The organism is Lelliottia sp. 7254-16 (genome assembly GCF_002922995.1).
GTDB classification, from domain to species: domain Bacteria; phylum Pseudomonadota; class Gammaproteobacteria; order Enterobacterales; family Enterobacteriaceae; genus Enterobacter; species Enterobacter jeotgali.
Genome location: NZ_PQVS01000001.1, coordinates 49,122 through 61,232, shown reverse-complemented (window position 1 = coordinate 61,232; position 12,111 = coordinate 49,122). Strand labels below are relative to the sequence as shown.

The window sequence follows — 12,111 nt, the reverse complement described above, 5'->3', positions numbered from 1 at the left end:
GGCTAAATAATGACCGATTACTTACTGCTCTTTGTCGGAACTGTGCTGGTTAATAACTTCGTGCTGGTGAAGTTCCTTGGCCTGTGCCCGTTCATGGGGGTTTCCAAAAAACTGGAGACCGCGATGGGCATGGGACTGGCGACCACTTTCGTGATGACGCTGGCCTCTATTTGCGCCTGGTGGATTGATACCTGGATCTTGATCCCACTCGGCCTGACCTATCTGCGCACGCTGGCTTTTATCCTGGTGATTGCCTTTGTGGTGCAGTTTACGGAAATGGTGGTGCGCAAAACCAGCCCGGCGTTGTATCGCCTGCTCGGTATTTTCCTGCCGCTGATTACCACCAACTGCGCGGTTCTCGGCGTGGCGCTGCTCAACATCAACCTGGGACATAATTTCCTGCAATCAGCGTTGTATGGTTTTTCCGCTGCCGTCGGCTTCTCGCTGGTGATGGTACTGTTTGCGTCGATTCGTGAACGCATGGCCGCCGCCGATATTCCGGCCCCTTTTCGCGGTAATGCTATTGCGCTGGTGACCGCCGGTTTGATGTCTCTGGCCTTTATGGGCTTCAGTGGTCTGGTGAAGTTGTAATGAATGCTATCTGGATTGCCATCGCCTCCATCAGCGTGCTGGGGCTGTTTTTTGGCATTATTCTGGGTTACGCCTCGCGCCGTTTTGCGGTCGAGGGCGATCCTGTCGTGGAAAAAATCGACGACCTCCTGCCCCAAAGCCAGTGTGGACAGTGCGGCTATCCTGGCTGCCGTCCGTATGCAGAAGCAGTTGGGAACGGTGAAAAGATTAACCGCTGTGCGCCCGGTGGCGAAGCCGTGATGCTGAAAATTGCCACACTGCTTAACGTCGATCCGCAACCTGTCGATGGCGATGAGAGTGCGCAAGAGCCTGTCCGCGTGCTGGCCGTCATCGATGAAGCCAACTGCATAGGCTGCACCAAATGCATTCAGGCGTGTCCGGTTGATGCGATTGTTGGCGCGACGCGCGCGATGCATACCGTGATGGCGGATCTGTGTACGGGCTGCAATCTCTGTGTGGCCCCCTGCCCAACGCAATGCATTGAGCTGCGCCCGGTTGAAACGACTCCCGACAGCTGGAAGTGGGATCTTCAAACCATTCCAGTTCGCATAATTCCTGTGGAACACCATGCTTAAGTTATTTTCTGCTTTCAGAAAAGAGAAGATTTGGGATTTCGACGGCGGCATTCATCCGCCGGAAATGAAAACCCAGTCCAGCGGCACGCCGCTGCGCCAGATCCCGCTGGCAACCCGTTTTGTTATGCCGCTTAAACAGCATATCGGCGCTGAGGGCGAGCTGTGCGTCCAGGTCGGTGACAGCGTACTGCGTGGCCAACCGCTCACCTTCGGGCGCGGGCGTATGCTGCCGGTTCATGCTCCAACGTCAGGTAAAGTGGTGGCGATTGCCCCACATACAGTGCCCCACCCTTCGGCGCTGTCCGAATTAAGCGTCACTATTGAAGCAGACGGTGAAGACCGCTGGATCGATCGCGACGGCTGGAGCGATTATCGCGCGCAGAGTCGCGAGGCGCTGATCGAACGCATCCATCAGTTTGGCGTGGCTGGTCTGGGCGGCGCGGGCTTCCCAACCGGAACCAAACTGCGCGGCGGCGGCGATAAGATAGAGACCCTGATCATCAATGCCGCCGAGTGCGAGCCTTATATCACCGCCGACGACCGTCTGATGCAAGACTGCGCCGCACAGGTTGTGGAAGGCATTCGCATTCTTGCGCATATTTTGCAACCGCGTGAAGTGCTGATCGGCATTGAAGATAACAAACCGCAGGCGATTTCCATGCTGCGTGCGGTGCTCGCGGGCAGTCATGACATTGGCCTGCGCGTTGTTCCAACTAAATATCCGTCCGGCGGCGCAAAACAGCTCACTCAGATTTTAACCGGCAAACAGGTTCCCCACGGCGGTCGCTCTTCAGATATCGGCGTGCTGATGCAAAACGTCGGGACCGCCTATGCGGTGAAACGCGCAGTTGTCGACGGCGAACCCCTGACCGAACGCGTGGTGACCCTGACCGGGGAATCCGTTTCGCAGCCGGGTAACGTTTGGGCGCGTCTGGGGACGCCAGTGCGCCATCTGCTGGAGCAGGCCGGATTTTGTCCGGGTAGCGATCAGATGGTGATCATGGGCGGCCCGCTGATGGGCTTTACCCTGCCGTGGCTCGACGTGCCGGTGGTCAAAATTACCAACTGTTTGCTGGCACCGTCTGCCAGCGAGATGGGCGAAGAACAGGAAGAGAAAGGCTGCATTCGCTGTAGTGCCTGCGCCGATGCCTGCCCGGCTGACCTTTTGCCACAGCAACTGTACTGGTACAGCAAAGGCCAACTGCACGACAAAGCCAAAGCGCATAATCTGGCCGACTGCATCGAGTGCGGGGCCTGCGCATGGGTGTGCCCAAGCAGCATTCCGCTGGTGCAATACTTCCGTCAGGAAAAGGCCGAGATTTACGCGATTTCGATGGAAGAAAAACGCGCTGCCGAAGCTAAAGCCCGCTTTGAAGCCCGTCAGGCCCGTCTTGAGCGCGAGAAACTGGCGCGTCAGGAACGTCATAAAAAGGCCGCCGTTCAGCCTGCTGAAAAAGATCACGATGCGATTAACGCCGCCCTGGCCCGCGTTCGCGAGAAAAAAGCCTCTGCTGCGCAGCCGGTGATTATTCCTGCCGGTGAAAAACCGGATAACAGCGAAGCCATCGCCGCCCGCGAAGCGCGTAAAGCACAGGCCCGCGCCCGTCAGGCAGAAAAAGCGCAGGACGTGCAGCCGAACGCAGAAATTGATCCGCGTAAAGCGGCTGTGGAAGCAGCGATTGCTCGTGCCAAAGCACGTAAAGCGACGCAGCAGGAAGAGCCCGCCGCGCCGGAAGCCCCGATTGACCCGCGTAAAGCCGCCGTTGAAGCCGCTATCGCCCGCGCCAAAGCACGTAAAACGGCCCAGCAGGAAGCGTCAGCCGCGCCGGAAGCCCCGGTAGACCCGCGTAAAGCCGCCGTCGAAGCGGCTATTGCCCGCGCGAAAGCGCGTAAAGCGGCCCAGCAGGAAGCCGAACCCGCAGCAAACGACGACCCACGCAAAGCCGCAGTCGCTGCCGCGATTGCGCGCGTTCAGGCTAAGAAAGCCGCACAGCAGGCAGTAAACGAGGATTAAATGGTTTTCAGAATCGCAAGTTCCCCTTACACCCATAACCAGCGCCAGACGTCGCGCATTATGATGTTGGTTTGCCTGGCAGCACTGCCGGGTATTGCTGTGCAGTTCTGGTTTTTTGGCTGGGGGACACTGTTTCAGATACTCCTCGGCTGCGTCAGTGCGCTGGCTGCCGAAGCGCTGGTGCTGAAGCTGCGCAAAATGCCCGTCCCGCGTATTCTGGCGGACAACTCAGCCCTGCTGACAGGCCTCCTGCTGGCAATCAGTATTCCGCCCTTTGCCCCGTGGTGGATGGTGGTACTGGGTACCGTTTTCGCAGTCATTATTGCCAAACAGCTGTACGGTGGTCTGGGACATAACCCGTTTAACCCGGCGATGATCGGCTACGTGGTGCTGCTGATCTCCTTCCCGGTGCAGATGACCAGTTGGCTGCCGCCGCACGAAATCGCCGCGACGGTGCCGGGCTTTATGGATGCCCTGCAGGTGATCTTCACCGGTCATACGGCCTCAGGCGGCGATATGACCACGCTGCGTATGGGCGTTGACGGGATTAGCCAGGCAACGCCGCTCGATACGTTTAAAACCTCGCTTCATGCCGGTCATAGTCTGGAACAAATCATGCAGTACCCGATTTACAGCGGGGTGCTGGCGGGCGCAGGCTGGCAGTGGGTGAATATCGCCTATCTGCTGGGCGGTGTATTCCTGCTGTGGAAGAAAGCGATTCGCTGGCACATTCCAGTGAGTTTCCTGGTGACACTGGCCATTTGCGCCACGCTGGGTTGGCTGTTCTCGTCCGAACCGCTGCCAAGCCCGCAGATGCACCTGCTCTCCGGCGCAACGATGCTTGGCGCATTCTTTATTTTGACCGATCCGGTCACTGCCTCAACCACCAACCGTGGACGCCTGATTTTCGGCGCACTGGCGGGGCTGCTGGTGTGGCTGATTCGTAGTTTTGGCGGCTATCCCGATGGTGTAGCGTTTGCCGTTCTGCTCGCCAATATCACGGTGCCACTCATCGACTACTACACGCGCCCTCGCGTGTATGGCCACCGCTAAGGATTCGCCATGCTGAAAACAATGCAAAAACACGGCGTGACGCTGGCGATTTTCGCCGCAGCCCTGACGGGACTGACCGCGCTGGTGAATGAACTCACAAAAAACACCATTGATGAACAGGCTTCAAAGCAGCAAAAAGCGCTATTTGACCAGGTGATCCCATCGGATTTTTACGATAATGACCTGCAGAAAAGCTGCTTTATCGTTCAGGCTCCGCAGCTAGGCAAAGGTGAGCACCGTATTTTCATCGCACGCAAGGGTGATGACGCCGTGGGCGCGGTGATGGAAGCAACCGCACCGGATGGCTATTCTGGTGCGATTCGGCTTTTGGTCGGGACTGATTTCTCAGGTACGGTTCTGGGCACGCGCGTGACAGAACACCACGAAACCCCAGGTCTTGGCGATAAAATTGAGCTTCGCCTCGGTAACTGGATTTTGCATTTTGCCGGGAAAGTCATTCACGGTGAAAATGACACCGCCTTTGCGGTGAAAAAAGACGGCGGCGAGTTTGACCAGTTTACCGGTGCGACCATTACACCGCGCGCAGTGGTAAATGCGGTGAAACGCGCGGGGCTGTACGCCGAAACGTTGCCCGCGCAACTCAACAATCTGCCCAGCTGTGAGGAGTAGTAATGAGCCAGGTTAAAGAGGTTATTGTCCAGGGTCTCTGGAAAAACAACTCCGCGCTGGTCCAGCTGCTGGGGATGTGCCCGCTGCTGGCCGTCACATCGACCGCAACAAACGCACTCGGATTAGGGCTGGCGACAACGCTGGTGCTGACCCTGACCAACCTGTCGATCTCCGCCCTGCGCCGCTGGACGCCGTCGGAAATTCGTATCCCGATTTACGTGATGATCATCGCCTCGGTGGTGAGTATCGTGCAGATGCTGATCAACGCCTACGCGTTCGGTCTGTATCAGTCGCTGGGGATTTTTATCCCGCTGATCGTCACCAACTGTATTGTCGTGGGCCGCGCGGAAGCCTTTGCGGTGAAGAACGATCCGCTGATCTCGGCTCTGGACGGCTTTGCTATCGGTATGGGTGCGACCTGCGCGATGTTCGTGCTTGGCTCGCTGCGTGAAATTCTGGGTAACGGCACGCTGTTTGACGGCGCGGATGCGCTGCTGGGCGGCTGGGCAAAAGTCCTGCGCATTGAAGTTTTCCACACCGACACGCCGTTCCTGCTGGCAATGCTGCCACCGGGCGCTTTTATTGGCCTGGGCATGATGCTGGCGATAAAATACCTCATTGATGAGAAACGTAAACGCCGCGCCGCCGAGCGTAGCGTGCAGGAAGGACTCCCTGAGAAGGCTGTATGAATAAAGAGAAACGCATTGCGATCCTGACGCGCCTGCGGGATAACGACCCGCATCCGACAACGGAGCTGAATTTTAGCTCGCCTTTTGAACTGCTGATCGCGGTGCTGCTCTCCGCCCAGGCAACTGACGTGAGCGTCAACAAAGCCACGGCGAAGCTCTACCCTGTCGCCAACACGCCGCAGGCCATGCTTGAGCTGGGCGTGGACGGCGTGAAGTCGTATATCAAAACTATTGGCCTGTTCAACACCAAGGCCGAGAACGTGATTAAGACCTGTCGTATCCTGGTGGAACAGCACGGCGGTGAAGTGCCAGAAGACAGAGCTGCGCTGGAAGCGCTGCCGGGTGTAGGGCGAAAAACCGCGAACGTGGTGCTCAACACCGCCTTCGGCTGGCCGACGATTGCCGTCGATACGCATATCTTCCGCGTCTGTAACCGCACCCATTTCGCGCCGGGTAAGAATGTCGAACAGGTTGAAGAAAAGCTGCTGAAAGTGGTTCCTGCCGAGTTTAAAGTCGATTGCCACCACTGGCTGATTCTGCATGGGCGCTACACCTGCATCGCCCGTAAGCCCCGCTGCGGCTCGTGCCTGATTGAAGATTTATGCGAATTTAAAGAGAAGGTCGATCTCTGATATTTGCTGCTTATGTATTATCCCCTCACGCAATCAATCCCTTACTAAAGGAAGGCCTAACCGTAAACCTTCCTTTTGACCAATAATTATCCGCCTCACTGAGTTCTTCACCTGTCGATTATTCGGTTCATTAACACTCAAGCAGGTTAATTGTTTTTTCGTCAGCGAAATTTTCTATACATCTGTGATCGCGATCACTGTGATAACGTGATGTTGGATTTTTGTGTATAAATGAGGGCTAAGCCCTTGCACAGACAAGCCATGACCGATCTATAGCGACAGATTAAACCAGTCATTTTTAAGATTATGGACCATACTACTGCTTTAATGACTGTTTAGCAGAACATATCGCCATACAGGGCATATTTGCGGGTCTGCGCAGTGAAAAAAACCACTAATTCGCTGGCTGTGAGATTTAACGCTAAATAACATTTGCATGACCTGCGTATTATACCACTTCGGTTATATGTAACAGAGTATTACAAACACCTTGCCAGATGGGTCAGGATAGTGAACATTACCCGCCGTTTCCCCTCCCAATATAACTATAAGGCGAATGGACTCCGGTCAATTACGCTATGAACACCCCCGTTAATATGGGATGTAAAAAAAGAGGTATATGTGTCTACTGCAAACAATAAACCAACAGAAGAAAGCGTAAGTTTAAACGCTTTCAAACAACCTAAAGCGTTCTATCTCATTTTCTCTATCGAGTTGTGGGAGCGTTTTGGTTTTTACGGCCTGCAAGGGATTATGGCTGTTTACCTGGTTAAACAACTGGGTATGTCTGAAGCGGATTCCATCACTCTGTTCTCCTCTTTCAGTGCTCTGGTGTACGGTCTGGTTGCCGTCGGCGGCTGGTTAGGTGACAAAGTACTGGGTACCAAACGCGTAATTATGCTGGGTGCCATCGTTCTGGCAATCGGCTATGCGCTGGTTGCATGGTCCGGTCACGATGCAGCCATTGTTTATATGGGCATGGCGACGATTGCAGTTGGTAACGGTCTGTTCAAAGCGAACCCGTCTTCCCTGCTCTCTACTTGCTACAACAAAGATGACCCGCGTCTCGACGGCGCATTCACCATGTACTATATGTCGGTGAACATCGGTTCCTTCTTCTCTATGCTGGCAACACCGTGGCTCGCGGCGAAATTCGGCTGGAGCGTGGCATTCGCACTGTCTGTAGTCGGTATGTTGATCACCGTGGTGAACTTTGCCTTCTGCAAACGCTGGGTGAAAGACTACGGTTCCAAGCCTGACTTCGAACCGGTTCATATGGGCAAATTGCTGGCAACTATCGTGGGCGTGGTAATCCTTGCCACTATCGCGACCTGGCTGCTGCACAACCAGGGTGTTGCTCGTGCGGTTCTGGGTGTTGTTGCTCTGGGTATCATCTGCATCTTTGCGAAAGAAGCCTTTGCACTGCACGGCGCAGCCCGTCGTAAGATGGTTGTCGCCTTTATTCTGATGCTGCAGGCGATTGTGTTCTTCGTTCTGTACAGCCAGATGCCAACGTCCCTGAACTTCTTCGCGATTCGTAACGTTGAGCACTCAATCCTGAGCATCGCGTTTGAACCTGAGCAGTTCCAGGCATTGAACCCGTTCTGGATCATGATTGGTAGCCCGATTCTGGCCGCTATCTACAACAAGATGGGTGACCGTCTGCCGATGCCGCACAAATTCGCTATCGGTATGGTGCTGTGCTCTGGTGCATTCCTGGTTCTGCCACTGGGCACCAAGTTTGCTACCGACGCCGGTATCGTGTCTGTAAACTGGCTGATTCTGAGCTACGCGCTGCAGTCTATCGGTGAGCTGATGATCTCTGGTCTGGGCCTGGCGATGGTTGCGCAGTTGGTTCCACAGCGTCTGATGGGCTTCATCATGGGTAGCTGGTTCCTGACCACTGCGGGTGCAGCACTGATTGCAGGTAAAATTGCAAACCTGATGGCGGTTCCAGAAAACGTCACAGATCCTCTGGTCTCTCTGGAAGTTTATGGTCGCGTATTTATGCAGATCGGTATCGCCACTGCGGTTATCGCTGTGCTGATGCTGCTGACAGCACCTAAACTGAATCGTATGACTCAGGACGACGACAAAACGGCGAAAGCGACGGATACCGCTACCGCTTAATTGTCATCGGGAAACGACTGAAGAGAAGCCGCTAACTGTGCGTTAGCGGCTTTTTTTTTATTAGCCCGCGCATTAACATGTCCATAACCTCAGCAAAAAGGAGTTACCGATGAAACTGTTCTACAAACCAGGTGCCTGTTCACTTGCATCGCACATCACTCTGCGCGAGAGCGGTAAAGATTTCACGCTGGACAGCGTAGACCTGATGAAAAAACGTCTGGAAAATGGCGAGGACTATTTCGCGATTAACCCGAAAGGACAGGTTCCGGCTCTGGTGCTGGACGACGGTACCCTGCTTACCGAAGGCGTGGCGATCATGCAGTTCCTCGCGGACACCGTACCGGATCGCCAACTGCTGGCACCGACAGGCAGTATTTCACGCTACAAGACGCTGGAGTGGCTTAACTACATCGCCACCGAGTTGCACAAAGGCTTTACCCCGCTGTTCCGCCCTGATACCCCAGAAGAGTACAAGCCAACCGTTCGTGCCCTGCTCGAGAAAAAGCTGCAGTACGTTAACGAGTCTCTGAAAGACGATCAGTGGATTAGCGGTCAGCGCTTTACCATCGCCGATGCGTATCTGTTTACGGTTCTGCGTTGGGCGCGTGCGGTGAAGCTGAATATGGAAGGGTTAAGCCATATTGAGTCGTATATGGAACGTGTAGCGGCGCGTCCGGGCGTGGCGGCAGCGTTGAAAGCTGAAGGGTTGAATTAAGTCGTTTTTGCCGGGTGGCGGCTTCGCCTTACCCGACCTACGTGTTGTTGCTTCTGTAGGCCGGGTAAGCGCAGCGCCACCCGGCAATATTTTAAAGCTGTGTTGCGCTAAAGTAATGCTCCGGCTTCGCGATACGATCCTGCGCCGCAACCACCTGCAACTCATACTCATCCATCTGTTTTGTCGCGATCATGATTTCGTACACCGCGGCGGTCACGTGTTCTAACGCGTCTCGAAGCGAGGCACCCTGCAACAGTTTCACCAGCAATAACCCGCTGGTGACATCGCCCACGCCAACGGGCTGGCGCACACCAAAGTCGACCAGTGGACGGCTGATGTGCCAGGCTTCGTCTTTTGTCACCAGCAGCATTTCAAAGCGGTCACCGCTGATTCCCGCACGCGCCAGGTGTTTCACCAGCACGATTTCAGGCCCCTGAGCGATCAGTTCCCGTGATGCGACAACGGCTTCTTCGACGCTATTCACCGGATGCTCGCAGAGGATTTCCAGCTCGATCAGATTTGGCGCAATAATGTCGCTGGCAGGCATCGCATGACGCACGTGGAACTCCGCCACGCCCGGCGCCACAATGCACCCTTTTTCCGGATGACCCATCACCGGGTCGCAGAAGAATTTGGCAGACGGGTTCGCCGCTTTCACCTGACGTACAATACTGAGGATATGCTCACCCTGCTCCGCCGACCCCAGATAACCGCTCAGAACGGCGTCACAGCGCTTCAGTTGGTCGATATCCGCGATACCCTGCACTATCTCCGTCAGATGCGAGGCAGGCAGCACGCAGCCAGTCCATTTACCGTATTGCGTATGGTTGGAGAACTGAACGGTATTGAGTGGCCAGACGTTGGCCCCCAGGCGGCGCATGGGGAACTCGGCAGCGCTATTGCCGGCATGACCAAAAACAACGTGGGACTGAATGGCGAGGATGTTATTCATTTTTCTTACCACAACCCTGACAAAAGAAAAGGGCGTGGTTTCCCACGCCCCTCAAACACGTGTTATTACTTCCAGCAAACCAGACAGTAATTCTTTTTACCGCGACGCAGCAGCGTGTATTTGCCATACAGGCGATCGCTGTCGGAGAAGGTGTACTCCGGATCGGCCTGCTTTTCACCGTTGATGGTGATCGCGTTCGACGCAATAGTTTTACGCGCCTGGCCGCGTGACGGCTGCAGCTCGGAATCAACCAGCGCCTGCATCAGGTCAGCACCCTTTTCCATCTCAACCATCGGCACGCCATCCTGCGCCAGCTGTTCGAAATCTTCAGCGCTCAGGTCGCTCAGGGTTCCGTTGAACAGGCTTGCGGTAATGCGTTTCGCCGCTGCCAGACCGTCTTCACCGTGCACCAGGCTGGTGACCTGATCGGCCAGCACATACTGCGCGCGAGGGGCTTTGCCGCTGTTTTTGTCTTCTTCTTCCAGGGCATTGATCTCTTCAATGTCCATAAAGGTGAAGAATTTCAGGAAGCGATAAACGTCCGCATCGGCGGTGTTGATCCAGAACTGGTAGAATTTGTACGGGCTGGTTTTCTTCGGATCGAGCCAGACTGCGCCACCTTCGGTTTTACCGAATTTGGTGCCATCCGCTTTGGTGATCAGCGGAACGGTCAGGCCGAAGACCTGGTTCTGATGCAAACGACGCGTCAGGTCGATACCGGACGTGATGTTGCCCCACTGGTCGGAACCGCCAATTTGCAGGGCCACGCCGTGCAGTTTGTTCAGGCAGGCAAAGTCATAACCCTGCAGCAGGTTGTAGGAGAACTCGGTGAAGGAGATGCCCTGATCGTCACGGTTCAGACGCTGCTTAACCGCTTCTTTGTTGATCATCTGATTAACGGAGAAGTGCTTGCCGATATCACGCAGGAAAGTCAGCACGTTCATGCCGCCAAACCAGTCGTAGTTGTTCGCTGCGATCGCGGAGTTTTCACCACAATCGAAATCGAGGAATGGCGCAACTTGCTTGCGAATTTTGTCCACCCACTCCTGCACGGTGTCTTCCGTATTCAGTTTACGCTCGGCGGCTTTGAAGCTCGGGTCACCAATCAGACCGGTCGCACCACCCACCAGCGCCACAGGCTTATGGCCCATTTGCTGGAAGCGTTTCAGGCATAACAATGGAACAAGATGCCCCAAGTGCAAGCTGTCAGCGGTGGGATCGAAGCCGCAATAGAGCGCGATCGGGCCTTGCGCCAGTCGCTCTGCTAACGCTTCTTCGTCCGTCACCTGGGCCACCAGGCCCCGCTCTTGCAATTGTTTAATCAAGTTACTGCTTGCCATCAAATTCTCCATGTATAAACGACTGCACCTCTGTCGGTACACGACTTTTCGCCTAACGCGAAAGTGACATAGAATAAAGCGCCAGCCCATCCAGCGCTAGCGCTTAAGACAACAAATTTCGCCGATTACGGAGCCAGACGGTCGATTTTCCACGCGTCGTTGTCGCGCTGGTATAAAAATCGGTCATGCAGGCGATGTTCGCCGCCCTGCCAGAACTCCATCTGTTCGATGGGCACGCGGAATCCGCCCCAGAAGCTCGGGAGCGGCACTTCACCCTGCTGGAATTTTTGTTTCAGTTCGAGGAATTTGCTCTCCAGCACGCCGCGCGCCGAAATACGGCTCGACTGTCTGGAGACCCAGGCGCCAATCTGGCTGTCGCGCGGACGACTGTGGAAATACTTCAGCACTTCAAACGTCGACAGGCGTTCGGCTTTGCCGGTCACCATCACCTGACGCTCCAGCATATGCCAGGGGAACAGCAGGCTGATGCGTGGGTTGTTTTCGAGATGATGGGCTTTACGGCTGCCGAGGTTGGTATAAAACACCAGCCCTTTTTCGTCGTAATGTTTCAGCAGAACGATACGCTGATACGGCTGACCGTTTTCATCCACCGTCGCGACGACCATTGCCGTGGGATCGGCCAGTTTGGCCTCACAGGCCTGTTTCAGCCAGCGTTCAAAAAGCACGAGGGGTTCAGCGGGAAGGTCCGGACGGCGCAGGCCGCCTTTGGTGTATTCACGGCGCAGATGCGCGATTTGCTGCAATTCATCGTTATCTGACATGGCGTTAG

12 protein-coding genes are annotated in these 12,111 nt (G+C 55.3%); 9 read left to right on the top strand and 3 right to left on the bottom strand.

All coding sequences use genetic code 11. The features are described 5' to 3' along the window. The first annotated feature begins 9 nt into the window (after nucleotides 1-9). The 9 genes from rsxA to gstA all read left to right on the top strand — a co-directional run bounded on the left by rsxA (nucleotide 10) and on the right by gstA (nucleotide 9,029). Nucleotides 10-591, top strand: coding sequence for an electron transport complex subunit RsxA (gene rsxA, locus C3708_RS00325; protein ID WP_095281828.1), 582 nt, complete (start codon nucleotides 10-12; stop codon nucleotides 589-591). Continuing rightward, nucleotides 591-1,166 carry an electron transport complex subunit RsxB gene (gene rsxB, locus C3708_RS00320; RefSeq protein WP_095281827.1) on the top strand — a complete coding sequence of 192 codons (576 nt, stop codon included), beginning with the start codon at nucleotides 591-593 and terminating at the stop codon, nucleotides 1,164-1,166. Before rsxA ends, rsxB begins: the two co-directional genes overlap by 1 nt. After that, nucleotides 1,159-3,180 (top strand): electron transport complex subunit RsxC, encoded by a 2,022-nt coding sequence (gene rsxC, locus C3708_RS00315; protein WP_095281826.1) that lies wholly within the window; start codon nucleotides 1,159-1,161, stop codon nucleotides 3,178-3,180. The genes rsxB and rsxC overlap by 8 nt, the downstream gene beginning before the upstream one ends. Next, nucleotides 3,181-4,233, top strand: coding sequence for an electron transport complex subunit RsxD (rsxD, locus tag C3708_RS00310; protein WP_103949073.1), 1,053 nt, complete (start codon nucleotides 3,181-3,183; stop codon nucleotides 4,231-4,233). A gap of 9 nt (nucleotides 4,234-4,242) precedes the next feature. Beyond that, a complete protein-coding gene (rsxG, locus tag C3708_RS00305; RefSeq protein WP_095281824.1) occupies nucleotides 4,243-4,863 on the top strand; it encodes an electron transport complex subunit RsxG in 621 nt (206 codons plus the stop codon). Between the two features lie 2 nt (nucleotides 4,864-4,865). After that, nucleotides 4,866-5,552 (top strand): electron transport complex subunit E, encoded by a 687-nt coding sequence (locus C3708_RS00300; RefSeq protein ID WP_095281823.1) that lies wholly within the window; start codon nucleotides 4,866-4,868, stop codon nucleotides 5,550-5,552. Beyond that, nucleotides 5,549-6,184 carry an endonuclease III gene (nth, locus tag C3708_RS00295; protein ID WP_095281822.1) on the top strand — a complete coding sequence of 212 codons (636 nt, stop codon included), beginning with the start codon at nucleotides 5,549-5,551 and terminating at the stop codon, nucleotides 6,182-6,184. Before C3708_RS00300 ends, nth begins: the two co-directional genes overlap by 4 nt. Before the next feature lie 621 nt (nucleotides 6,185-6,805). Continuing rightward, nucleotides 6,806-8,314, top strand: coding sequence for a dipeptide/tripeptide permease DtpA (gene dtpA, locus C3708_RS00290; protein ID WP_103946402.1), 1,509 nt, complete (start codon nucleotides 6,806-6,808; stop codon nucleotides 8,312-8,314). 109 nt (nucleotides 8,315-8,423) lie between these two features. Continuing rightward, the gene (gstA, locus tag C3708_RS00285; protein ID WP_103949074.1) at nucleotides 8,424-9,029 is read left to right on the top strand and encodes a glutathione transferase GstA; all 606 of its coding nucleotides are present in this window, start codon (nucleotides 8,424-8,426) and stop codon (nucleotides 9,027-9,029) included. Nucleotides 9,030-9,120: 91 nt separating this feature from the next. Here gstA and pdxY read toward each other — a convergent pair whose 3' ends face one another. The 3 genes from pdxY to pdxH all read right to left on the bottom strand — a co-directional run bounded on the left by pdxY (nucleotide 9,121) and on the right by pdxH (nucleotide 12,103). Continuing rightward, a complete protein-coding gene (gene pdxY, locus C3708_RS00280) occupies nucleotides 9,121-9,981 on the bottom strand; it encodes a pyridoxal kinase PdxY (protein ID WP_103949075.1) in 861 nt (286 codons plus the stop codon). Between the two features lie 65 nt (nucleotides 9,982-10,046). Then, the gene (tyrS, locus tag C3708_RS00275) at nucleotides 10,047-11,321 is read right to left on the bottom strand and encodes a tyrosine--tRNA ligase (RefSeq protein ID WP_095281818.1); all 1,275 of its coding nucleotides are present in this window, start codon (nucleotides 11,319-11,321) and stop codon (nucleotides 10,047-10,049) included. A 125-nt stretch (nucleotides 11,322-11,446) separates the two neighbouring features. Next, complete coding sequence (gene pdxH / locus C3708_RS00270; RefSeq protein ID WP_095281817.1) at nucleotides 11,447-12,103, bottom strand: pyridoxamine 5'-phosphate oxidase; 657 nt, start codon at nucleotides 12,101-12,103, stop codon at nucleotides 11,447-11,449. Nucleotides 12,104-12,111 lie beyond the last annotated feature (8 nt).